This is a genomic window from Serratia sp. H402Y (assembly GCF_051172415.1).
GTDB lineage: Bacteria > Pseudomonadota > Gammaproteobacteria > Enterobacterales > Enterobacteriaceae > Serratia > Serratia ureilytica.
The window spans coordinates 1-22,750 of sequence record NZ_JBPIYZ010000009.1; the positions used below are offsets into that span (position 1 = coordinate 1).

The window sequence follows — 22,750 nt, forward strand, 5'->3', positions numbered from 1 at the left end:
GACAACGTGAACATGGTTGTAACCCTGATTCACCCAATCGCGATGGACGACGGTCTGCGTTTCGCAATCCGTGAAGGCGGCCGTACTGTAGGCGCTGGTGTTGTTGCTAAAGTTATCGCTTAATCGCTGATAAAGTTTGACGCGACACGCGGTAAAAGGGCATCATTTGATGCCCTTTTTCTACGCTGTGAACTAGAACCTATCTCATCAGCGATTTTGCAGTCATAATCATTGGTGAGATGGGCTCTTAAACCGTATTGACTGAATACGTCATGGCGTAAAACACCGGGGTATCGCTAGTGCGGTATCCGATCGGTTTGGTTTGCCTCGCAATGCGAGGCAAAGTTGTTTGTTCTGAATCATCATTGTGACAGGTTGGTTTATGAGTGCGAATACCGAGGCTCAAGGGAGCGGACGCGGCCTGGAAGCGGCAAAGTGGCTGATCGTCGCCGTTCTGTTGGTTGTGGCTATTGTCGGTAACTATTACTACCGTGATTTAAGCCTGCCATTGCGCGCGCTGGCAGTTGTGCTGATCATCGCCGTTGCAGGTGCAGTGGCTCTGATGACCACCAAAGGCAAAGCTACCGTTGCGTTTGCCCGCGAAGCGCGTACCGAAGTACGTAAAGTGATTTGGCCAACTCGTCAGGAAACGCTACACACCACGTTGATCGTTGCCGCGGTAACCGCCGTGATGTCACTGATTCTGTGGGGGCTGGATGGTATTCTGGTCCGTCTGGTGTCGTTTATTACTGGCCTGAGGTTCTAAAATGTCTGAAGCTCCAAAAAAACGTTGGTACGTCGTTCAGGCGTTTTCCGGTTTTGAAGGTCGCGTAGCGCAATCGCTGCGTGAACACATCAAACTGCACGATATGGAAGAGCTGTTCGGCGAAGTGATGGTGCCTACGGAAGAAGTGGTTGAAATCCGTGGTGGCCAGCGTCGCAAGAGCGAGCGTAAATTCTTCCCTGGCTACGTGCTGGTGCAGATGGTGATGAATGACGCCAGCTGGCACCTGGTGCGCAGCGTACCGCGTGTCATGGGGTTCATCGGCGGTACGTCTGACCGTCCTGCGCCGATCAGCGATAAAGAAGTTGATGCGATCATGAACCGCCTGCAGCAGGTCGGTGACAAACCGCGTCCGAAAACGCTGTTCGAGCCGGGCGAGCTGGTGCGCGTCAACGACGGCCCGTTTGCCGATTTCAACGGCGTGGTCGAAGAAGTCGATTACGAGAAGAGCCGCCTGAAAGTTTCCGTTTCCATCTTCGGCCGTGCAACGCCGGTGGAACTGGACTTCAGCCAGGTTGAAAAAGGCTGATCGAATAATCAGCAATAAGCGGTCCGTTGCCGCTTGTCAAAGGCGCGAAATTGAACTACAATTTCGCGCCTTTTGTTTTTAGATGCCTTGCCTGATGTTTGTCCGGCGAGGTTAAACACGGGGAGCCTCTCACGAGGCGATACTACCCAAACCGAGGAAATTTAAATGGCTAAGAAAGTACAAGCCTACGTTAAGCTGCAAGTTGCAGCTGGTATGGCTAACCCGAGCCCACCAGTGGGTCCAGCTCTGGGTCAGCAGGGCGTTAACATCATGGAATTCTGTAAGGCATTCAACGCTAAAACTGACAGCGTTGAGAAAGGTCTGCCGATTCCGGTTGTTATCACCGTTTATTCTGATCGCTCCTTCACTTTCGTTACCAAAACCCCGCCAGCAGCAGTTCTGCTGAAAAAAGCGGCTGGTATCAAGTCTGGTTCCGGTAAGCCGAACAAAGACAAAGTAGGTAAAGTGACCCGTGCTCAGGTACGTGAAATCGCAGAAACCAAAGCTGCGGACATGACTGGTTCTGACGTTGAAGCGATGACTCGCTCCATCGAAGGTACCGCTCGTTCCATGGGCCTGGTAGTGGAGGATTAAGAGATGGCTAAGCTGACCAAGCGCATGCGCGTGATCCGTGACAAAGTTGATGCTACTAAACAGTATGACATCACTGAAGCTGTTGCTCTGCTGAAAGAGCTGGCCACCGCTAAATTCGTAGAAAGCGTTGACGTTGCCGTTAACCTCGGCATCGACGCTCGTAAATCTGACCAAAACGTTCGTGGCGCTACCGTTCTGCCACACGGCACCGGTCGTTCCGTTCGCGTTGCCGTATTTACCCAAGGCGCTAACGCTGAAGCAGCGAAAGCTGCTGGCGCAGAGCTGGTAGGTATGGACGATCTGGCTGAGCAGATCAAGAAAGGCGAAATGAACTTCGACGTTGTTATTGCTTCCCCGGATGCAATGCGCGTTGTAGGTCAACTGGGCCAGATCCTGGGTCCACGCGGCCTGATGCCAAACCCGAAAGTGGGTACCGTTACTCCGAACGTTGCTGAAGCAGTGAAAAACGCTAAAGCAGGTCAGGTTCGCTACCGTAACGACAAAAACGGCATCATCCATACCACTATCGGTAAGGTTGATTTCGACGCAGACAAACTGAAAGAAAACCTGGAAGCCCTGCTGGTTGCGCTGAAAAAAGCAAAACCTTCTCAGGCGAAAGGCATGTACATCAAGAAAGTTAGCCTCTCCACCACCATGGGTGCTGGCGTTGCTATCGATCAAAGCGGTCTGTCTGCCGCAGCGAACTAATCGCACTTGCGATTATCGCTTTGACTTGGGGCCGAGATTTGTCTAGAATCTTATGCCCCAAGGTTTTGCTATTGGCTATGCCGTAGGCAAAACAAAGATTTTTCGGTTGGAGCCTGGCCTATCCAGGCCTCCGTCCAAGACCGCAGGTGTATCGCAAGATACTTAATCCTTCCTGCGTAGACGGTGACAGAGCCTAAGAAAATTTTTCTTTTTTATAAAAGAATGTCTTTGCTGGATTCTGCTCACCGTGTTAAGCCGCTCGGCGTGGCGTTTTACAAAGCGCCGAGTGAAGTGAGTTCCGGGGGATTTTCCCCGGCTAATCCAGGAGCAAAAAGCTAATGGCATTAAATCTTCAAGACAAACAAGCGATTGTTGCTGAAGTCAGCGAAGTAGCCAAAGGCGCGCTGTCTGCGGTTGTTGCGGATTCCCGCGGCGTTACCGTAGATAAAATGACTGAACTGCGTAAAGCAGGTCGTGAAGCTGGCGTTTACATGCGTGTTGTTCGCAACACCCTGATGCGTCGCGTAGTTGAAGGCACTCCATTCGAATGCCTGAAAGACACGTTTGTCGGTCCAACCTTGATTGCATTCTCTCACGAACACCCGGGCGCTGCTGCTCGTCTGTTCAAAGAGTTCGCGAAAGCGAATGCAAAATTCGAGGTTAAAGCTGCGGCCTTTGAAGGTGAGCTGATCCCAGCGGCGCAAATCGACCGCCTGGCGACGCTGCCAACTTACGAAGAAGCGATCGCACGCCTGATGGCAACCATGAAAGAAGCCGCTGCCGGCAAACTGGTTCGCACTCTGGCTGCAGTACGCGATCAGAAAGAAGCGGCGTAAGCCACTCTTTCTTAGCCTTTGCTAACGTATTTAAACTATTTCTGAATTTTAGGAACAATTGTTATGTCTATCACTAAAGACCAAATCCTGGAAGCAGTTGCCGCTATGTCCGTAATGGACGTTGTTGAACTGGTTTCCGCTATGGAAGAAAAATTCGGCGTTTCTGCTGCTGCTGCTGTAGCTGTAGCTGCTGGCCCAGCTGAAGCTGCTGAAGAGAAAACTGAATTCGACGTTATCCTGAAAGCTGCAGGCGCTAACAAAGTTGCTGTTATCAAAGCAGTACGTGGCGCTACCGGCCTGGGTCTGAAAGAAGCTAAAGACCTGGTTGAATCTGCTCCAGCCGCTCTGAAAGAAGGCGTGAGCAAAGATGACGCAGAAGCTCTGAAAAAATCTCTGGAAGAAGCTGGCGCAGAAGTTGAAGTTAAATAAGCCAACCCTTCCGGTTGCAGCCTAGTCTTTTAGGCTGATGGCTGGTGACTTTTTAGTCACCAGCCTTTTTGCGCTGTAGGGCGCCAGTAGCGTTTCACACTGTTTGGCTGCTGGTTTCGCCTCCCAATGTTTGTTTCTATCGACGACTTAATATACCGCGGTCTTTGCACTACCAGGAGTTCTGGGGGAAGGCGCGATGAAATGGTTTAAGCGTGATAGCAAGAGATATTGCGGAAAGTGTTCCCGCTTTCCGGTCGACAAAACGGTGTTGCATGAACTGTCCCTAATCGGACGGACAGATTGGGTCACTGATCAGCGAGCTGAGGAACCCTATGGTTTACTCCTATACCGAGAAAAAACGTATTCGTAAGGATTTTGGTAAACGTCCACAAGTGCTGGACATACCATATCTCCTTTCTATCCAGCTTGACTCGTTCCAGAAGTTTATCGAGCAAGATCCAGAAGGGCAGTACGGCCTTGAAGCCGCATTCCGTTCTGTTTTCCCTATCCAGAGCTACAGTGGCAATTCGGAGCTGCAATACGTTAGCTACCGTCTTGGTGAGCCGGTCTTCGACGTCAAAGAGTGCCAGATCCGTGGTGTGACGTTCTCTGCACCGCTGCGCGTAAAACTGCGCCTGGTTATCTATGAGCGCGAAGCGCCTGAAGGTACGGTCAAAGACATCAAGGAACAAGAAGTCTACATGGGCGAAATTCCGCTCATGACCGAAAACGGCACCTTTGTGATCAACGGTACTGAGAGGGTTATCGTATCTCAGTTGCACCGTAGTCCTGGCGTATTCTTCGACAGCGATAAGGGTAAAACCCACTCCTCGGGTAAAGTGCTGTACAACGCACGCATCATCCCTTACCGCGGTTCATGGTTGGACTTCGAGTTCGATCCGAAAGACAACCTGTTCGTGCGTATTGACCGTCGCCGCAAACTGCCTGCGACCATCATTCTGCGCGCGCTGAACTACACCACTGAACAGATCCTCGACCTGTTCTTTGACAAGATCGTCTTCGAAATCCGCGACAACAAGCTGCAGATGGAGCTGGTGCCAGAGCGCCTGCGTGGTGAGACCGCTTCGTTCGATATCGAAGCCAACGGCAAGATCTACGTAGAGAAAGGCCGTCGCATCACCGCTCGTCATATCCGTCAGCTGGAAAAAGACGACATTCAGAGCATTGAAGTACCGGTAGAGTACATCGCGGGCAAAGTGGTCGCGAAAGACTATATCGATACCAATACCGGCGAACTGATCTGCGCAGCCAACATGGAGCTGTCGCTGGATCTGCTGGCCAAGCTGAGCCAGTCCGGCCACAAGCGCATCGAAACGCTGTTCACCAACGATCTGGACCACGGCGCGTACATCTCTGAAACGCTGCGTGTCGATCCGACCAACGATCGTCTGAGCTCGCTGGTAGAAATCTACCGCATGATGCGCCCTGGTGAGCCGCCAACGCGCGAAGCTGCCGAAAGCCTGTTCGAGAACCTGTTCTTCTCCGAAGACCGCTACGATCTGTCCGCGGTTGGCCGTATGAAGTTCAACCGTTCTCTGCTGCGCGACGAGATCGAAGGTTCGGGCATCCTGAGCAAAGACGACATCATCGAAGTGATGAAGAAGCTCATCGATATCCGTAACGGCAAGGGCGAAGTGGACGATATCGACCACTTGGGCAACCGTCGTATCCGCTCCGTCGGCGAAATGGCCGAGAACCAGTTCCGCGTAGGTCTGGTGCGTGTTGAGCGTGCGGTGAAAGAGCGTCTGTCTCTGGGCGATCTGGATACCCTGATGCCTCAGGACATGATCAACGCCAAACCGATTTCGGCGGCGGTGAAAGAGTTCTTCGGCTCCAGCCAGCTGTCCCAGTTCATGGACCAGAACAACCCGTTGTCCGAGATCACGCACAAGCGTCGTATCTCCGCACTGGGCCCGGGCGGTCTGACCCGTGAGCGCGCCGGCTTTGAAGTTCGAGACGTACACCCGACCCACTACGGCCGCGTGTGCCCAATCGAAACGCCGGAAGGTCCAAACATCGGTCTGATCAACTCCCTGTCCGTGTACGCACAGACTAACGAGTATGGCTTCCTGGAAACCCCGTACCGCCGCGTGCGTGACGGCGTGGTGACCGATGAAATCAACTACCTGTCTGCTATTGAAGAAGGCAACTTCGTTATCGCCCAGGCGAACTCCAACCTGGATGACGAAGGCCGCTTCGTAGAAGACCTGGTCACCTGCCGCAGCAAAGGCGAATCAAGCCTGTTCAGCCGCGACCAGGTTGACTACATGGACGTATCCACCCAACAGGTCGTTTCCGTTGGTGCCTCACTGATTCCATTCCTGGAACACGATGACGCCAACCGTGCATTGATGGGTGCGAACATGCAACGTCAGGCCGTACCAACCCTGCGCGCCGATAAGCCGCTGGTCGGTACCGGTATGGAACGCGCTGTAGCGGTTGACTCCGGCGTAACCGCCGTTGCCAAACGCGGCGGTGTGATCCAGTACGTGGATGCTTCCCGTATCGTTATCAAAGTTAACGAAGACGAGATGTACCCGGGCGAAGCAGGTATCGATATTTACAACCTGACCAAGTACACCCGTTCTAACCAGAACACCTGCATCAACCAGATGCCGTGTGTGAATCTGGGTGAGCCAATCGAGCGCGGCGACGTGCTGGCGGATGGCCCATCGACAGACCTGGGCGAACTGGCGCTGGGCCAGAACATGCGCGTAGCGTTCATGCCTTGGAACGGCTACAACTTCGAAGACTCCATCTTGGTCTCCGAGCGCGTGGTGCAGGAAGATCGCTTCACCACCATCCACATCCAGGAACTGGCGTGCGTGTCTCGCGACACCAAGCTGGGGCCTGAAGAGATCACCGCCGACATCCCTAACGTGGGTGAAGCGGCGCTCTCCAAGCTGGATGAGTCCGGTATCGTGTATATCGGTGCTGAAGTGACCGGCGGCGACATCCTGGTCGGTAAGGTAACGCCTAAAGGCGAAACCCAGCTGACGCCGGAAGAGAAACTGCTGCGTGCGATCTTCGGTGAGAAAGCGTCTGACGTTAAAGACTCTTCTCTGCGTGTGCCGAACGGCGTTTCCGGTACGGTTATCGACGTGCAGGTCTTCACCCGCGATGGCGTGGAAAAAGACAAGCGCGCGTTGGAAATCGAAGAGATGCAGCTGAAGCAGGCGAAGAAAGACCTGACTGAAGAACTGCAGATCCTGGAAGCCGGCCTGTTTGCGCGTATCCACGCGGTACTGGTTGCCGGTGGCATCGAAGCCGACAAGCTGAGCAAGCTGCCGCGCGATCGCTGGCTGGAACTGGGCCTGACCGACGAAGAGAAACAAAACCAGCTGGAGCAGCTGGCTGAGCAGTACGACGAACTGAAATCCGACTTCGAGAAGAAGCTGGAAGCCAAGCGTCGTAAGATCACTCAGGGCGACGATCTGGCGCCGGGCGTACTGAAAATCGTCAAGGTTTATCTGGCCGTTAAACGTCAGATCCAACCGGGTGACAAGATGGCGGGCCGCCACGGTAACAAGGGTGTTATCTCCAAGATCAACCCGATCGAAGATATGCCTTACGATGAAAACGGCACGCCGGTAGACATCGTACTGAACCCGCTGGGCGTACCATCACGTATGAACATCGGTCAGATCCTGGAAACCCACCTGGGTATGGCTGCGAAAGGCATCGGTGAGAAGATCAACCAGATGCTGAAGCAGCAGCAGGAAGTGGCCAAGCTGCGTGAGTTCATCCAGAAGGCCTACGATCTGGGCGACGACGTTTGCCAGAAAGTTGACCTGAACACCTTCAGCGACGACGAAGTGCTGCGTCTGGCAGAGAACCTGAAAAAAGGTATGCCGATCGCAACGCCGGTGTTTGACGGTGCGAAAGAGACTGAAATCAAGAAGCTGCTGGAAATGGGCGGTATCCCGACCTCCGGTCAGATCACGCTGTTCGATGGCCGTACCGGTGAGCAATTCGAGCGCCAGGTTACTGTCGGCTATATGTACATGCTGAAACTGAACCACTTGGTTGACGATAAAATGCACGCCCGTTCAACCGGTTCTTACAGCTTGGTTACTCAGCAGCCTCTGGGTGGTAAAGCGCAGTTCGGTGGTCAACGCTTCGGTGAGATGGAAGTGTGGGCACTGGAAGCATACGGCGCGGCTTATACCCTGCAGGAAATGCTCACCGTTAAGTCGGATGACGTTAACGGCCGTACCAAGATGTACAAAAACATCGTGGATGGCGATCACCGGATGGAGCCAGGCATGCCGGAATCCTTCAACGTACTGTTGAAAGAAATCCGCTCGCTCGGCATCAACATCGAACTGGAAGACGAGTAATCGTCATTCCGGCTCAGGCTCCCCGCCTAAGGGAGCCTGAGGGTGGTTGTTCAGGTCACACGGGTACCTACTGCGGTTGTGGGTGCCCAACAGGTTTAACTCCGACAGGAGCCAATCCGTGAAAGACTTATTGAAGTTTCTGAAAGCGCAAACTAAGACCGAAGAGTTTGATGCGATCAAGATTGCTCTGGCCTCGCCAGACATGATCCGTTCGTGGTCGTTCGGTGAAGTTAAGAAGCCGGAAACCATTAACTACCGTACGTTCAAACCAGAGCGTGACGGCCTTTTCTGCGCCCGTATCTTCGGGCCGGTAAAAGATTACGAGTGCCTGTGCGGTAAGTACAAGCGTTTGAAACACCGCGGCGTGATCTGTGAGAAGTGCGGCGTTGAAGTGACCCAGACCAAAGTGCGTCGTGAGCGCATGGGCCACATCGAGCTGGCTTCCCCGACTGCGCACATCTGGTTCCTGAAATCGCTGCCATCCCGCATCGGTTTGCTGCTGGATATGCCGCTGCGTGACATCGAACGCGTACTGTACTTCGAATCCTATGTGGTGGTCGAAGGCGGTATGACCAACCTCGAGCGTCGTCAGATCCTGACCGAAGAGCAGTATCTGGACGCGCTGGAAGAGTTCGGTGACGAATTCGACGCCAAGATGGGTGCGGAAGCCATTCAGGCCCTGTTGAAAAACATGGATCTGGAAGCCGAGTGCGAGCAGCTGCGTGAAGAGTTGAACGAAACCAACTCCGAAACCAAGCGCAAGAAACTGACCAAGCGTATCAAGCTGCTGGAAGCGTTCGTACAGTCCGGTAACAAGCCGGAGTGGATGATCCTGACCGTGCTGCCGGTACTGCCGCCGGATCTGCGCCCGCTGGTTCCGCTGGATGGCGGTCGTTTCGCGACGTCGGATCTGAACGATCTGTATCGCCGCGTGATCAACCGTAACAACCGTCTGAAACGCCTGCTGGATCTGGCTGCGCCGGACATCATCGTGCGCAACGAAAAGCGTATGCTGCAAGAAGCGGTAGACGCCCTGCTGGATAACGGCCGTCGCGGTCGTGCGATCACCGGTTCCAACAAACGCCCTCTGAAATCTTTGGCCGACATGATCAAAGGTAAGCAGGGTCGTTTCCGTCAGAACCTGCTCGGTAAACGCGTTGACTACTCAGGCCGTTCCGTTATCACCGTAGGTCCATACCTGCGTCTGCATCAGTGCGGTCTGCCTAAGAAGATGGCGTTGGAGCTGTTCAAACCGTTCATCTACGGCAAATTGGAGCTGCGTGGCCTGGCCACCACCATCAAAGCCGCCAAGAAAATGGTTGAGCGTGAAGAAGCCGTCGTTTGGGATATCCTGGACGAAGTGATTCGCGAACACCCGGTACTGCTGAACCGTGCACCAACCCTGCACCGTTTGGGTATCCAGGCGTTTGAACCGGTTCTGATCGAAGGTAAAGCGATCCAGCTGCACCCGCTGGTTTGTGCGGCATATAACGCCGACTTCGATGGTGACCAGATGGCCGTTCACGTACCGCTGACGCTGGAAGCCCAGCTGGAAGCGCGTGCGCTGATGATGTCCACCAACAACATCCTGTCCCCAGCGAACGGCGAGCCAATCATCGTTCCTTCTCAGGACGTTGTACTGGGTCTGTACTACATGACCCGCGACTGTGTTAACGCCAAAGGCGAAGGCATGGTGCTGAACGGTTCCAAAGAAGCTGAGCGTGTTTACCGCGCCGGCCTGGCGTCGCTGCATGCGCGCGTTAAAGTGCGTATCACCGAAGACGTCAAGAACGCCGAAGGCGAGTGGACCTCTCAGACCAGCATCATCGACACCACCATCGGCCGCGCCATCCTGTGGATGATCGTACCGAAAGGTCTGCCGTACGCGATCGTTAACCAGCCTTTGGGCAAGAAAGCGATCTCCAAGATGCTGAACACCTGTTACCGCATCCTGGGCCTGAAGCCGACCGTTATCTTTGCTGACCAGATCATGTACACCGGCTTTGCTTACGCTGCCCGTTCCGGCGCTTCCGTAGGTATCGACGACATGGTTATCCCGGCCAAGAAGGCGGAGATCATCGAAGAAGCGGAAACCGAAGTTGCCGAGATCCAGGAGCAGTTCCAGTCTGGTCTGGTGACCGCCGGCGAACGCTACAACAAAGTGATCGATATCTGGGCTGCCGCGAACGAACGCGTTGCGAAAGCGATGATGGAAAACCTGTCGGTAGAAGACGTGGTTAACCGTGACGGCGAAGTGGAACAGCAAGTTTCCTTCAACAGCATCTTTATGATGGCCGACTCCGGTGCGCGTGGTTCCGCCGCTCAGATTCGTCAGCTGGCCGGTATGCGTGGTCTGATGGCGAAGCCGGACGGCTCCATCATCGAAACGCCAATCACCGCGAACTTCCGTGAAGGTCTGAACGTACTCCAGTACTTCATCTCCACTCACGGTGCTCGTAAAGGTCTGGCGGATACCGCACTGAAAACCGCGAACTCCGGTTATCTGACCCGTCGTCTGGTTGACGTGGCGCAGGACCTGGTGGTGACCGAAGACGACTGTGGCACCCACGACGGCATCCTGATGACTCCGGTTATCGAAGGTGGCGACGTGAAAGAGCCGCTGCGTGAACGCGTTCTGGGCCGTGTGACGGCAGAAGACGTCCTCAAGCCGGGTACAGCGGACATTCTGGTGCCGCGCAACACCCTGCTGAACGAGAAGGCGTGTGACCTGTTGGAAGAGAACTCTGTCGACAGCGTTAAAGTCCGTTCCGTGGTGAGCTGTGAAACCGACTTCGGTGTGTGTGCAAACTGCTACGGTCGCGACCTGGCACGTGGCCACATCATCAACAAAGGTGAAGCCATCGGCGTTATCGCGGCACAGTCCATCGGTGAGCCGGGTACACAGCTGACGATGCGTACGTTCCACATCGGTGGTGCGGCATCTCGTGCGGCTGCTGAATCCAGCATTCAGGTGAAAAACAAGGGTAGCATCAAGCTGAGCAACGCGAAGTTCGTTATGAACGCCGCAGGCAAGCTGGTGATCACCTCGCGTAACACCGAACTGAAACTGATCGACGAATTCGGCCGTACCAAAGAAAGCTACAAGGTGCCTTACGGCGCCGTGATGGGCAAAGGCGACGGTGAAGAAGTTAACGGCGGCGAAACCGTTGCTAACTGGGATCCGCACACCATGCCGGTCATCAGTGAAGTCAGCGGCTTCATTCGCTTCGCCGACATGGTCGACGGCCAGACGATTACTCGTCAGACCGACGAACTGACCGGTTTGTCTTCTCTGGTTGTCCTGGACAGCGCAGAGCGTACCGGTAGCGGTAAAGACCTGCGTCCGGCACTGAAAATCGTTGACGCTAAGGGCGAAGACGTATTGATCCCAGGTACTGATATGCCTGCTCAATACTTCCTGCCGGGCAAAGCGATCGTTCAGCTGGAAGACGGCATTCAGATCGGTGCGGGTGATACCCTGGCGCGTATTCCTCAGGAATCCGGCGGTACCAAGGATATTACCGGTGGTCTGCCGCGCGTTGCCGACCTGTTCGAAGCGCGTCGTCCGAAAGAGCCGGCAATCCTGGCTGAAATCAGCGGGATTATCTCGTTCGGTAAAGAGACCAAAGGCAAACGTCGCCTGGTGATTTCTCCGCTGGACGGCAGCGACGCTTACGAAGAGATGATTCCGAAATGGCGTCAGCTCAACGTGTTCGAAGGCGAAGTGGTGGAACGTGGCGACGTCGTCTCCGACGGCCCAGAGTCTCCGCACGACATTCTGCGTCTGCGTGGCGTGCATGCGGTTACCCGCTACATCACCAACGAAGTGCAGGAAGTTTACCGTCTGCAAGGCGTTAAGATTAACGATAAGCACATCGAAGTTATCGTTCGTCAGATGCTGCGTAAAGGCACTATCGTTAGCGCTGGTGGCTCCGAGTTCCTGGAAGGCGAGCAGGCTGAAGTGTCTCGCGTCAAGATTGCCAACCGTCAGCTGGAAGCTGAAGGTAAGATCCCGGCAACCTTCTCGCGCGATCTGCTGGGTATCACCAAGGCTTCCTTGGCGACCGAGTCCTTCATCTCCGCCGCATCGTTCCAGGAAACAACGCGCGTTCTGACCGAAGCTGCCGTAGCCGGCAAGCGCGACGAACTGCGTGGCCTGAAAGAGAACGTCATCGTGGGCCGTCTGATCCCAGCCGGTACCGGTTACGCTTATCATCAGGATCGCATGCGTCGTCGTGCTCAGGGCGAAGCGCCGGTTGTTCCGCAAGTCAGCGCGGAAGAAGCGACCGCGAACCTGGCCGAACTGCTCAACGCAGGTCTGGGCGGCAGCGACGACGAGTAATCGTCATCCGCGCCGTGGGCCCGCTACGCCGGGCCTATCGCCAGATAAACCGCTCCCTCGGGGGCGGTTTTTTTTCGCCTCGCGCCGGGTTATGACAAACTTTGCTACTATGGTTACAGCAGAAATTGACCGGCGCTTTTTACCTGACAACCAAGGACAGTACGAAACATGGACAGCCTCATTACCTTCGAAAAACTGACGGCGAAACACCTGCCTTACCTGTATGAGATCCGCTTTTCCGTCGAAGAGAACCTGCTGCATCCGCATCAGATCCAGTATCTGCAGCGCAAGCAGGCGCTGGAAGACATCAACCAGGGCGGTGGCTGGATCTGCAAGTATGGCGAGGACTATGCCGGCGTTGGATTCGGGTTGTTCATCCCCGAACCGTTGATCGGCGGACTGTTCGTGAAGCCGGAATACCAATCAATGGGAATGGGTTCTGCCTTGCTGGCGCGCGTCACTGCCTGGATGTTTGAGCACGGCGCCGAAGCCATTCACTTAACCACCGATCCCGGCTCTAAAGCCGAAGGTTTTTATCAACATCACGGTTGGGATGTGATCGGGCGGGATGAGTTCGGTCAGGCGGAGCTGGTGAAACGCAAAGAGGGTGAATAATGAAAATCAAAGGATTGATGACGTTACTGCTGCTTTCGCTGTTCAGCGCGCCGCTGTACGCGGCCGTTGACTTTTTTTACCTGAAGCCGGCGGACGGCGAGAAGATCAAGGTCACCCGACAGATGCTGGAGGCGATGCCGTCGCACACGATTAAAACCTCGACCAATTTTACCCCGGAAGAGGCGTTCACCGGCGTTGAGTTTTCGGAGCTGGTGAAAGCGTACCATCTGCAAGGGAAGTCGGTGCGTGCCTTCGCGTGGGACGACTATTCCTATTCGATGCCGATTGACGAGATGATTAAATATCGCGTGATTGTCGCCTATCTGCGCGGCGGTAAGCCGATCGACGTGGGGGAGCTGGGGCCGTTCGCCATTATCTATCCGCGCGATCAATACCCCGAGCTGAATAACCTGGACGTGAACGCGAAAACCGTCTGGCAAGTCAAACGGCTGGAGATTAAATGAGATGAGCAAGAAACTGATCGGTACTCTTATCGCGTTGGTTGCCATCTTCTCCTTATTAATTTTGCTGATTGCCATTAACTTCGGTGGCGTAAAAGAGCGCTATAAGCAGATCGAACCCAATCTGGATAACTACTCGGTGGCCGAGATCCTGTTTCTGGCGTTTGAAAGAACCAAAACTGCGCTGCTGCTCAGTGAAAACGACGACTACGACGCTTTCCTGATCAAAAAGAAAATATTTTACTCGAAGATCCAAATCCTGGAGAGCCGCTCCACCTTCAGCGACTCTTTCTATTACGACGACGAATTTATCAAGAACGTCGCTCTGCTGAAGCAACAGTACCGAACGCTGGGCGATCTTTCCGGCGGTTTGCTGGCAGGGCGGAAAAGCAAGGCGGATATCCTCGCTTATATGGATGACATCGAGGGCACGTTGGTCGATATCCAGGAGATTATTTATCGGATACAAATTAAAAACTTCACCGAGGTTAAAGGCATCATCCAGGATAATTCGAGAAAAGCCGAGATGTTCGCCGTCTTATCGCTGATTTTGGTGTTCCTGATGATGTTCCTGGTGGTGAGAAACGCCTTCTCGTTAAAAGAGATCATCAAGAACAAGAACATCTTTATCTCATCCATCTACCATGAAATCGCCGGTTCGACGCAGGCCATCGTCATCGCCGCGGATATCATGGAGCACGAGCTGGCGCAGGAAGAGCTGAAAAAGGAAGCCCGCCTGATCTCCTACCACGGCAACAAGATCGCCGAACAAACGCGCGAGGTGATGGATTATTCGCGGTTTGAAATGGGGGAGGTGAACGTCAATATTTCCACCTTTCGGCTGCATGAGGTAGTGGACGATGCCATGACCAGTATCAGCGCCGGGCGCGGTAATCGCATCGTGGTGCGTCGTTCATCCTATGTTGGTTTGATTTGCTCCGATAAATACAAGCTCTACCGAATATTGGCCAATCTGCTCAGCAACGCGGACAAATTTACCCACCACGGCGCGATCATCCTCAATGTGAAGGTTTGCCATGGCAATCTGTATTTATGGGTAAAAGACAACGGCATCGGATTTAACGTTAATAATCTGGAACGGTTGTACAAGGCGTTCAATCAGGGAGTAGAAAGGGAAACGCGGCAGGGGTTGGGGCTGGGGCTGACCATTATCAAGAATTATGTGACGACGCTGAAAGGCGCCATCAGGGTCAAATCCACCGAAGGCGTTGGCTCATCGTTTTTCATCCGCATTCCGGTCAAACTAATTAAAGAATAAATTCGACAGCAGCAGTGAGGAGATAATCAGCGGTTTGGTCGGTTTTTCCACCAGGTGCACGTCATAGTGCAGGATCATATCGCCGATATTCTTCTCATAGTGATTCAGCTGGCCGGTCAGAATGATGATGCGCGCGTGCGGATCGAGGGTGTCCTTTATTTTCTTCACGACGCGTTCTGAGGTTTCGCCGAAGTCCAACAGCCAGTCCAGAATAAACGCCTCAAAGGACTGTTGCTCAAGTGCGGCCAGCATGGCATCCGCCGTTTGAAAGGTCCCGGTCTCAATGCCGTAGCGGCAGGCGATTTTCTTCAACAGCTCGAGGATATCGCTGTCGTTGTCCAGGATCGCGATGCGCGGCGCCGGCAGAAAGTCTATCTTGTTGACTCTGTACAGCGGTACGTCGGCCTGCGTATCCCGGCTGGTATTGATGATGAAAAGGTCATCTTTTTTGTAGGCGTAGGTTTCGTCGTCGTCCAGCTGTGTCACCGGGTGTTCGTCGACTTCAACCTTACAGCGTTTGTGAATGCTGTTCATGATAAAAACGCCGTTATGCGTTCTTTGGCCGGCGAATGGCTCGTTGAAGTACTGAAACACCTTTCTGACTTCGTCGAGGGTGATGCCCCTTTTACCATCCAGCTTCTGCTTGGCGCTGTTGTACTGAAGGTTCAGTATGTTGGCCATCGTGGAGGCATGTTTTCTGTCGCCAACCCCTTTCAGAGTGAGCAACGCGCTGATTGCATCGATGTAATTTGGCGTTTTCTTCATGACAACCTTGGCTTTTTTGATGTTGACCGCGAGCGTGGTAAATCTGCGCGAGGACCCGTGCTGGATTATAGATGATGCCCCGGAGGTTGCGGTGATATCAGTTTGATTTTCCTTGGCAAACTCAGAATACACTCGATATCAAATAAAAAAACACTCAAAAGACATTCACATTTAATCGTTTGTATGGTTAATTAGCGCACATACTGTGTGATTCGCGTCCTGGGGGGGTTGCCAGTCTCACAAAATAAACCGCCTGCTCTTGTCTGTAAGCAGGGAGCAGGCGGCAAAAAAACGCGACGGCCAACACCAGGGCCATTGGCAGTATCGGGGATTACCCCTCGAGTCACTTTTCGTCTCCGCATCGACTTTTTCCTCGTTCTGCCGTTCTCTGCCGCAACGGGCTCCATTGAAAAACACTCTGCGTGAGTGCTGAACACCGCTATTCCCTCATCATGCCCGTCACCTGAGCCGATAAAACCGCCTGTTCGTGCGTGCCCTCAGGTGCAGGTTCCAGGATGGCCGTTGGTGAGGAACCGGAGTCGCGCAAGAGCGTCCGTGCGCGATCCGGGGTTGGATAAGGCGGGGCCATCGAGAGGGTAACGGCCCCGGCCGGCGCCGGGTCTGGCGGTCGGCAACGTCACTATAATCGGCGGGCCTGCCGGCGCCAGCGCCACCGTTCGGCATTGCGCGGCCGCTCCAGCGTTTTCTTCACACGGCGGCAAACGTTGCCGCTTATTGCGCGCTGCGTCCCAGATAATCGTCCCAGTCTTTCCACACCGGCTGCAGCCCGGCGTTGCTGATGGCCTCGGCGACCTGCTGCGGCGTGCGGCCGTCGTGCGGCTCGAACTGTTCCAGCTCAGGCGGTACGTCGTCGGCATAGCCGCCGGGTTGCGTCTTGGATCCCGCGCTGACGCTATTGATCGCCACCGGGATCATATGATCGCGGAAGTACGGCGACTCCCGGGTAGACAGCGACAGCTCAACGTCCGGCGCGAACAGCCGGAAGGCGCAGATTAGCTGCACCAGCTGAGGCTCACTCATGATAGACGCGGGCTCAATGCCGCCGGCGCAGGGGCGCAGGCGTGGGAACGAGATCGAGTAGCGGCTCTGCCAATAGGTTTGCTGCAGGTAGAACAGGTGTTCCGCCAGCAGATAGCAGTCGGTTCGCCAGCTGTGGGACAGGCCGATTAACGCGCCGAGGCCGATCTTGTCGATCCCGGCGCGCCCCAGGCGATCCGGCGTGGCCAGGCGCCAATGGAAATCCTGTTTCTGGCCGCGCAGGTGGTGCTGCAGATAGGTGGCCGGATGGTAGGTTTCCTGATACACCAGCACGCCGTCCAGGCCCAGCGTTTTCAGTTCGGCGTATTCCTCCTGTGCCAGTGGCTGCACTTCCATCATCAGCGAGCTGAAGTGGCGGCGGATCGCCGGAATGTGCTGGCGGAAATAGTCCATGCCGACCTTGGTCTGATGTTCGCCGGTGACCAGCAACAGATGTTCGAACCCCAGCGCCTTGATGGCTTCGCACTCGCGTGCAATCTCCGCCGCATCCAGCGTTTTGCGCTTGATGCGGTTGCTCATCGAAAAGCCGCAGTAGGTGCAGTCGTTGGCGCACAGGTTGGACAGGTACAGCGGCACATAGAAGCTAACGACGTTGCCGAACCGCTGACGGGTCAGCAACTGCGCGCGTTGCGCCAACGGTTCCAGATACGGCGCGGCCGCGGGGGAGATCAGCGCCATAAAGTCGTCGCGCGTCAGCTTGTCGGCGTTCAATGCGCGTTCCACGTCGCGCGCCGTTTTGCCGTTGATGCGCAGCGTAATGTCGTCCCAGTCCAGCTGTTGCCAGCGGCTACTGAAATCGTCGGTCATCACTGCGCCTCCTCTGGCTGGCTGAGGAAAGCGGTCAGCGGGCTGGACGCGACCGCGCCGCGCTGGCTGGAGCCTAATCCGGCGCTGCGTGCCAGCTCGCCGGCTTCCAGCGCCAGGCGAAATGCCCGCGCCATCTGCACCGGATCGCGCGCCACGGCGATGGCGGTATTCACCAGCACCGCGTCGGCGCCCAGCTCCATCGCCTCCAGCGCGTGGCTTGGCGCGCCGATGCCGGCGTCTACCACCACCGGCACCTTGGCTTGCTCGATGATGATTTCGAGGAAGTCACGGGTGCGCAGACCGCGGTTGGAGCCGATAGGGGCGCCGAGCGGCATCACCGCCGCGCATCCCACTTCTTCCAGCCGTTTGCACAGCACCGGATCGGCGCCGCAGTAGGGCAGCACCACAAAACCGTCTTTCACCAGCGTTTCCGCCGCCTTCAGCGTTTCTATCGGATCCGGCAGCAGGTATTTCACATCGGGATGGATCTCCAGCTTCACCCAGTGGGTGCCGAGCGCTTCGCGCGCCAGTCGGGCGGCGAACACCGCTTCGGCGGCCGTTTTGGCGCCGGAGGTATTGGGCAACAGCCTGACGCCCAACTGTTGCAGTGGCGCCAAAATGGCGTCGTTGCCGCCGCGCAGATCGACGCGCTTCATGGCCATGGTCACCAGCTGTGAGCCGGAGGCCGCCAGCGCCTCCAACATCAGCGCCGGGGTGGCGAACTTGCCGGTGCCGGTGAACAGGCGCGAGGTAAAAGTGGTATCGGCGATTTTCAGCATGTCAGCCTCCGGCGATCGCTTGAAACAGCAAAATGTCGTCACCGTCCTGCACCTGATGGTCGGCCCAGTCGGCGCGTGGGATGATGGTTTGGTTGATCGCCAGCGCGGTGCCCGGCTGGTGGCGTTCCAACTGGGTCAGCAGGGCGGCGACGCTGAGCGGCTGTGCCAGCTCCAGCGGTTGGTCGTTCAGACGGATCTTCATGCGGCGCCTCCGCAGACCGGGCAGGCGCGGGCCCGGCTCAGCTGCAGCGTGCTCCAGCTCTGCTGCTTGCCGTCGAACAGCCGCAGCTTGCCGCTGAGGGAGGCAGGCAGGCCGGCCAGCATCTTGATGGCCTCCAGCGCTTGCAGAGTGCCGATCACGCCGACCACCGGGCCGAGCACCCCGGCGGTGCGGCAGTTGCGCTGCGGTTCTTCCTGCTCCGGGTACAGGCAGGCGTAGCAGCCGTGCGCATAGGGCGGCTCGAGCACCAGCAGCTGGCCGCTGAAACCCACTGCGCTGCCGCTGATCAGCGGCTTGGCGGCGGCGATGCAGGCGGCGTTGACCTCATGGCGGGTCGCCATGTTGTCGCAGCAGTCCAGCACCAGATCGGCGCGGGCGACCGCGTCGCGCAGCGCTTGCCCTTGCAGCCGCTGGGCCAGCGGGATGGACTCCACCAACGGGTTCAACGCCTGCAGATGGCGTTGCGCCAGCGCCGCCTTGCCGGTGGCGGTATCGGCGCTGCGGTACAGGATTTGCCGCTGCAGGTTGGTGACGTGCAGCGTGTCGTCGTCGGCCAGCAGCAGCGTGCCGACCCCGGCGGCGGCCAGATACAGCGAAGCCGGGGACCCCAGCCCCCCCAGGCCGACGATCAGCACCGTGGCGCGCTTGAGTTTTTCCTGACCTTCCGGGCCGACATCCTCCAGCAGCAGCTGGCGGCTGTAGCGCAGGAACTCCCGATCGTTAAGCATCGTTCGGCTCCTTACCTTCGATCAGCCGCAGCAGTTCGGCCGTCGCCGCGCGCCAGTCCGGCGCCTGGGTGATGGCGCTGACCACCGCCACGCTGCCGACGCCGCACGCCAGCACCGCCGGTACGCGATCGATACTGATCCCGCCGATCGCCACCGTCGGGTAATCCGCCAAACCGGCGATGTGGCGTTTTAACTCCGCCAGCCCCTGCGGCGCAGAAGGCATGTCTTTGGTCTGGGTGGGGAAGATGTGCCCCAGCGCGATGTAGGAGGGTTTCACCGCCAGCGCGCGCGCCAGCTCGGCATCGTCATGGGTGGAAACGCCGAGCCGCAGCCCGGCGCGGTGAATAGCCGCCAGATCGGTGGTATCGAGATCTTCCTGGCCCAGATGCACGCCGTAGGCGCCGTGCTTGATCGCCAGCCGCCAGTAATCGTTGATGAACAGCCGCGCCTGATAACGCCGGCCCAGCGCGATGGCGGCGGCGATATCCTCTTCGACCTGCTCGTCCGGCAGATCCTTGATGCGCAGCTGGATCGTGGTAACGCCGGCCTCCAGCAGGCGAGCGATCCACGCCACGCTGTCGACGACCGGGTAAAGCCCCAGTTTGTGGGGCGTCGCCGGGAAGGGCGTCGTGATATCAGTCATTGCTCGTCTCCTCCTGCAGATTGCCGGCGCTGTGATACAGCTCGCTGCCGCGGGCGCGGAACTCGGCGGACATTTTCTCCATGCCGGTCAGCTGCACCTCGATCGGTTTGGCGGCCTCTTGGGCGGCGGCATAGTCGCGCACCTCTTGTGAAATCTTCATCGAGCAGAATTTCGGTCCGCACATCGAGCAGAAGTGAGCGATCTTGCCGGACTCCTGCGGCAGGGTTTCGTCGTGATAGGCGCGCGCGGTGGCCGGATCGAGCGCCAGATTGAACTGATCTTCCCAGCGGAATTCGAAACGCGCCTTGGACATGGCGTTATCGCGAATTTGCGCGCCCGGATGGCCTTTGGCCAGATCGGCGGCGTGGGCGGCGATCTTGTAGGTGATCAGGCCCTGTTTGACGTCCTCTTTATTCGGCAGGCCGAGGTGCTCTTTCGGCGTGACGTAACACAGCATGGCGCAGCCGAACCAGCCAATCATCGCCGCGCCGATGCCGGAGGTGAAATGGTCATAGCCCGGGGCGATATCGGTGGTCAGCGGGCCAAGGGTGTAGAACGGCGCTTCGTGGCAATGTTCCAGCTCTTCGGTCATGTTGCGGCGGATCATCTGCATCGGCACGTGGCCCGGGCCTTCAATCATCACCTGTACGTCGTATTCCCAGGCGATTTTGGTCAGCTCGCCCAGCGTATGCAGCTCGGCGAACTGGGCCTCGTCGTTGGCGTCCTGAATCGAACCGGGGCGCAGGCCGTCGCCGAGCGACAGCGAAACGTCGTAGGCGGCGCAGATCTCGCAGATTTCACGGAAGTGCTGATAGAGGAAGTTTTCCTGATGGTGCGACAGACACCATTTGGCCATGATCGAGCCGCCGCGCGACACGATGCCGGTCAGGCGTTTGGCGGTCATCGGCACGTAGCGCAGCAGCACGCCGGCGTGGATGGTGAAGTAATCGACCCCTTGTTCAGCCTGTTCCAGCAGCGTATCGCGGAACATCTCCCAGGTGAGGTTTTCCGCCACGCCGTTGACCTTCTCCAGCGCCTGGTAGATAGGCACGGTGCCGATGGGCACCGGGCTGTTGCGCAGGATCCACTCGCGGGTTTCGTGAATGTAGCGGCCGGTGGAGAGATCCATCACGGTGTCTGCGCCCCAGCGGGTGGCCCACACCAGCTTCTCCACCTCTTCTTCGATCGACGACGTGACCGCCGAGTTGCCGATATTGGCGTTCACCTTCACCAGGAAATTGCGGCCGATGATCATCGGCTCCGCCTCCGGGTGATTGATGTTGGCGGGAATGATGGCGCGGCCGGCGGCCACTTCCTGGCGCACGAACTCCGGCGTGATGTTGTCCGGCAGGTTGGCGCCCCAGCCCTGGCCCGGATGCTGGTGGCGCAGCACCTCGCCGCGAATGCGTTCGCGCCCCATGTTTTCACGGATGGCGATGAACTCCATCTCCGGGGTGACGATGCCGGCGCGGGCATAGTGCAGTTGGGTCACGCACTTGCCCGGCAACGCCTTGCGCGGCAGCGGCAGATGTTCGAAGCGCAGGTGATCCAGCCCCTCGTCCGCCAGACGCTGTTGGGTGAAGCCGGAACTGGCGCCGCTCAGGGTCGCAGTATCGCCGCGCGCGTCGATCCAGCCGGCGCGCAGCTTGGCCAGGCCGGCGTGCACATCGAGCTCGGCCTGCGGATCGCCGTATGGGCCCGCGGTGTCATATACCGGGATCGCCTCGTTCTGTTCATACTGCGGGCTATCTTTGCTGCCGCCGACCAGGGTCGGGCTGAGCTGAATTTCGCGCATCGGCACCTGGATATCGCGGCGCGAGCCCTGCAGGTAGATGCGGCGTGAGTTTGGGAAAGCCATGCCTTGCAGCGTGTCGATAAACTGCTGGGCGGCTTCGCGTTGCGCTTTACGGGCGCGCGGTGGATTAACGTTAGACATAGCAAGTTCCTACCAGTGTGTTGGGTTGGGAAAGTTGCTTGTCTGGAGCTCGGAGGGAGTAATGATGGTGGCCGATAAGGCTGGGCGCCCGCAAGGGGAAGGCCGTGCCTGTGGCGATAGATTACTCTTGTTCCCTTCGCGGGTATTAACCCGATCAGGTTCCGCGGATCCCGAATTAACGGTCTCAGCCTGGCTGATTCGATGAACAAATCAGGCGCTAGGCACTCCGACAAGATGCCCCCCAGTATAGGAGGGATAAGAAAAAAAACTATAAAATTTTAACGCGCCGGATCCAGCGCCTGGTCCGGCAGCGGTTGCTGCGCGGCCTCCGCTTCCAACAGGATCAGCTTATCTTCCAGCGCAAAGCGCGCCGCCAGCGTTTCGCCGATATCCGACAAGGCCTGATGGAATTCCAGACAGACCTCCTGATCGATATCCACTTCGGTATAGCGATCGTGGAACGCCATGATCTGTTCGGTATTGGCCCATAGCTTGGGGTAGATGTTCACCGCCAGCGACATTTTCGGACTGGCTGCGCCTTCCACTTGTTTGATAATTCTGTCATAGATATGAAAATGCCCTGCGGAGAGGTAATCCACCAGGTTATGGCAAAAGTTCTCCAGCGCTTTTTCATTCAGCGGCGTATGCTTTTCTTTATTCGGTTTGAGGCCTACCAGCGTGCAGTAGGCGACCAGCAACTGCTTGCGGGCCTGAAGCCATTGATCAACTAATTCATTACTACCGCCAACGCGCTGAGTCAGCCTTTCCAAACGGTTGAGCATGTTTGACTCCGTGTAAGTAACAAAAGTAACCGGTAAGTTATTAAAATGTAACAAAGCCGATTTGTAGAGTGCCAGTGAAGCTGAGGTTGTGCA

Annotated in this window: 19 protein-coding genes, 1 pseudogene and 1 riboswitch; of the genes and pseudogenes, 12 read left to right on the top strand and 8 right to left on the bottom strand. The window is 56.6% G+C overall.

What is annotated here, in order from left to right:
• The 12 genes and pseudogenes from tuf to ACSBQS_RS24070 all read left to right on the top strand — a co-directional run.
• Positions 1–123, top strand: a pseudogene (gene tuf / locus ACSBQS_RS24015) (elongation factor Tu); the annotation flags it as partial.
• A gap of 259 nt (positions 124–382) precedes the next feature.
• A complete protein-coding gene (gene secE, locus ACSBQS_RS24020) occupies positions 383–766 on the top strand; it encodes a preprotein translocase subunit SecE (RefSeq protein WP_004929916.1) in 384 nt (127 codons plus the stop codon).
• Position 767: 1 nt separating this feature from the next.
• Positions 768–1,313 (top strand): transcription termination/antitermination protein NusG, encoded by a 546-nt coding sequence (nusG, locus tag ACSBQS_RS24025; RefSeq protein ID WP_004929914.1) that lies wholly within the window; start codon positions 768–770, stop codon positions 1,311–1,313.
• Between the two features lie 165 nt (positions 1,314–1,478).
• A complete protein-coding gene (gene rplK, locus ACSBQS_RS24030) occupies positions 1,479–1,907 on the top strand; it encodes a 50S ribosomal protein L11 (protein WP_015376316.1) in 429 nt (142 codons plus the stop codon).
• Positions 1,908–1,910: 3 nt separating this feature from the next.
• Positions 1,911–2,615 (top strand): 50S ribosomal protein L1, encoded by a 705-nt coding sequence (rplA, locus tag ACSBQS_RS24035; protein ID WP_004929908.1) that lies wholly within the window; start codon positions 1,911–1,913, stop codon positions 2,613–2,615.
• Positions 2,616–2,953: 338 nt separating this feature from the next.
• Positions 2,954–3,451 (top strand): 50S ribosomal protein L10, encoded by a 498-nt coding sequence (gene rplJ, locus ACSBQS_RS24040; protein ID WP_004929905.1) that lies wholly within the window; start codon positions 2,954–2,956, stop codon positions 3,449–3,451.
• A 63-nt stretch (positions 3,452–3,514) separates the two neighbouring features.
• On the top strand, positions 3,515–3,880 hold the full coding sequence (gene rplL, locus ACSBQS_RS24045) for a 50S ribosomal protein L7/L12 (protein WP_004929903.1): 366 nt from the start codon (positions 3,515–3,517) through the stop codon (positions 3,878–3,880).
• Between the two features lie 332 nt (positions 3,881–4,212).
• Positions 4,213–8,241 carry a DNA-directed RNA polymerase subunit beta gene (rpoB, locus tag ACSBQS_RS24050; RefSeq protein ID WP_047024913.1) on the top strand — a complete coding sequence of 1,343 codons (4,029 nt, stop codon included), beginning with the start codon at positions 4,213–4,215 and terminating at the stop codon, positions 8,239–8,241.
• Positions 8,242–8,359: 118 nt separating this feature from the next.
• Positions 8,360–12,583, top strand: a complete 4,224-nt coding sequence (gene rpoC, locus ACSBQS_RS24055) for a DNA-directed RNA polymerase subunit beta' (RefSeq protein WP_033644357.1) — start codon at positions 8,360–8,362, stop codon at positions 12,581–12,583.
• 168 nt (positions 12,584–12,751) lie between these two features.
• Positions 12,752–13,198, top strand: a complete 447-nt coding sequence (locus ACSBQS_RS24060; protein WP_033652702.1) for a GNAT family N-acetyltransferase — start codon at positions 12,752–12,754, stop codon at positions 13,196–13,198.
• Positions 13,198–13,662: an oxidoreductase gene (locus tag ACSBQS_RS24065; RefSeq protein WP_047024912.1), complete on the top strand. Its 465-nt coding sequence runs from the start codon at positions 13,198–13,200 to the stop codon at positions 13,660–13,662. The genes ACSBQS_RS24060 and ACSBQS_RS24065 overlap by 1 nt, the downstream gene beginning before the upstream one ends.
• A 1-nt stretch (position 13,663) precedes the next feature.
• A complete protein-coding gene (locus ACSBQS_RS24070) occupies positions 13,664–14,938 on the top strand; it encodes a sensor histidine kinase (protein ID WP_047573080.1) in 1,275 nt (424 codons plus the stop codon).
• On the opposite strand, the gene ACSBQS_RS24075 is transcribed toward ACSBQS_RS24070, so the two are convergent.
• From ACSBQS_RS24075 to ACSBQS_RS24110, 8 genes are all read right to left on the bottom strand, one after another.
• The gene (locus ACSBQS_RS24075; RefSeq protein WP_434991371.1) at positions 14,924–15,703 is read right to left on the bottom strand and encodes a helix-turn-helix domain-containing protein; all 780 of its coding nucleotides are present in this window, start codon (positions 15,701–15,703) and stop codon (positions 14,924–14,926) included. The two genes, ACSBQS_RS24070 and ACSBQS_RS24075, sit on opposite strands and share 15 nt — an antisense overlap.
• A 732-nt stretch (positions 15,704–16,435) precedes the next feature.
• Positions 16,436–17,569, bottom strand: a complete 1,134-nt coding sequence (thiH, locus tag ACSBQS_RS24080) for a 2-iminoacetate synthase ThiH (protein WP_033644362.1) — start codon at positions 17,567–17,569, stop codon at positions 16,436–16,438.
• On the bottom strand, positions 17,569–18,348 hold the full coding sequence (locus tag ACSBQS_RS24085; protein ID WP_033652706.1) for a thiazole synthase: 780 nt from the start codon (positions 18,346–18,348) through the stop codon (positions 17,569–17,571). The genes thiH and ACSBQS_RS24085 overlap by 1 nt, the downstream gene beginning before the upstream one ends.
• A gap of 1 nt (position 18,349) precedes the next feature.
• The gene (thiS, locus tag ACSBQS_RS24090) at positions 18,350–18,550 is read right to left on the bottom strand and encodes a sulfur carrier protein ThiS (protein WP_016929423.1); all 201 of its coding nucleotides are present in this window, start codon (positions 18,548–18,550) and stop codon (positions 18,350–18,352) included.
• The gene (locus ACSBQS_RS24095) at positions 18,547–19,296 is read right to left on the bottom strand and encodes a HesA/MoeB/ThiF family protein (RefSeq protein ID WP_123062079.1); all 750 of its coding nucleotides are present in this window, start codon (positions 19,294–19,296) and stop codon (positions 18,547–18,549) included. Before ACSBQS_RS24095 ends, thiS begins: the two co-directional genes overlap by 4 nt.
• Positions 19,289–19,939, bottom strand: coding sequence for a thiamine phosphate synthase (gene thiE / locus ACSBQS_RS24100; RefSeq protein WP_033652708.1), 651 nt, complete (start codon positions 19,937–19,939; stop codon positions 19,289–19,291). The genes ACSBQS_RS24095 and thiE overlap by 8 nt, the downstream gene beginning before the upstream one ends.
• Positions 19,932–21,875, bottom strand: a complete 1,944-nt coding sequence (gene thiC / locus ACSBQS_RS24105) for a phosphomethylpyrimidine synthase ThiC (RefSeq protein WP_046688072.1) — start codon at positions 21,873–21,875, stop codon at positions 19,932–19,934. Before thiC ends, thiE begins: the two co-directional genes overlap by 8 nt.
• Before the next feature lie 114 nt (positions 21,876–21,989).
• A riboswitch (TPP riboswitch) is annotated at positions 21,990–22,114 on the bottom strand.
• 39 nt (positions 22,115–22,153) lie between these two features.
• Positions 22,154–22,657 (bottom strand): Rsd/AlgQ family anti-sigma factor, encoded by a 504-nt coding sequence (locus tag ACSBQS_RS24110; RefSeq protein ID WP_019456431.1) that lies wholly within the window; start codon positions 22,655–22,657, stop codon positions 22,154–22,156.
• Positions 22,658–22,750 lie beyond the last annotated feature (93 nt).

Coding starts and splice junctions, on each gene's coding strand:
- ACSBQS_RS24085 (WP_033652706.1), bottom strand. CDS start 18,348: ATGCTGAAAATCGCCGATACCACTTTTACCTCGCGCCTGTTCACCGGC.
- secE (WP_004929916.1), top strand. CDS start 383: ATGAGTGCGAATACCGAGGCTCAAGGGAGCGGACGCGGCCTGGAAGCG.
- ACSBQS_RS24095 (WP_123062079.1), bottom strand. CDS start 19,296: ATGCTTAACGATCGGGAGTTCCTGCGCTACAGCCGCCAGCTGCTGCTG.
- ACSBQS_RS24065 (WP_047024912.1), top strand. CDS start 13,198: ATGAAAATCAAAGGATTGATGACGTTACTGCTGCTTTCGCTGTTCAGC.
- rplJ (WP_004929905.1), top strand. CDS start 2,954: ATGGCATTAAATCTTCAAGACAAACAAGCGATTGTTGCTGAAGTCAGC.
- ACSBQS_RS24060 (WP_033652702.1), top strand. CDS start 12,752: ATGGACAGCCTCATTACCTTCGAAAAACTGACGGCGAAACACCTGCCT.
- thiE (WP_033652708.1), bottom strand. CDS start 19,939: ATGACTGATATCACGACGCCCTTCCCGGCGACGCCCCACAAACTGGGG.
- rpoB (WP_047024913.1), top strand. CDS start 4,213: ATGGTTTACTCCTATACCGAGAAAAAACGTATTCGTAAGGATTTTGGT.
- ACSBQS_RS24070 (WP_047573080.1), top strand. CDS start 13,664: ATGAGCAAGAAACTGATCGGTACTCTTATCGCGTTGGTTGCCATCTTC.
- nusG (WP_004929914.1), top strand. CDS start 768: ATGTCTGAAGCTCCAAAAAAACGTTGGTACGTCGTTCAGGCGTTTTCC.
- rplA (WP_004929908.1), top strand. CDS start 1,911: ATGGCTAAGCTGACCAAGCGCATGCGCGTGATCCGTGACAAAGTTGAT.
- rplK (WP_015376316.1), top strand. CDS start 1,479: ATGGCTAAGAAAGTACAAGCCTACGTTAAGCTGCAAGTTGCAGCTGGT.
- ACSBQS_RS24075 (WP_434991371.1), bottom strand. CDS start 15,703: ATGAAGAAAACGCCAAATTACATCGATGCAATCAGCGCGTTGCTCACT.
- thiH (WP_033644362.1), bottom strand. CDS start 17,569: ATGACCGACGATTTCAGTAGCCGCTGGCAACAGCTGGACTGGGACGAC.
- ACSBQS_RS24110 (WP_019456431.1), bottom strand. CDS start 22,657: ATGCTCAACCGTTTGGAAAGGCTGACTCAGCGCGTTGGCGGTAGTAAT.
- thiS (WP_016929423.1), bottom strand. CDS start 18,550: ATGAAGATCCGTCTGAACGACCAACCGCTGGAGCTGGCACAGCCGCTC.
- rplL (WP_004929903.1), top strand. CDS start 3,515: ATGTCTATCACTAAAGACCAAATCCTGGAAGCAGTTGCCGCTATGTCC.
- thiC (WP_046688072.1), bottom strand. CDS start 21,875: ATGTCTAACGTTAATCCACCGCGCGCCCGTAAAGCGCAACGCGAAGCC.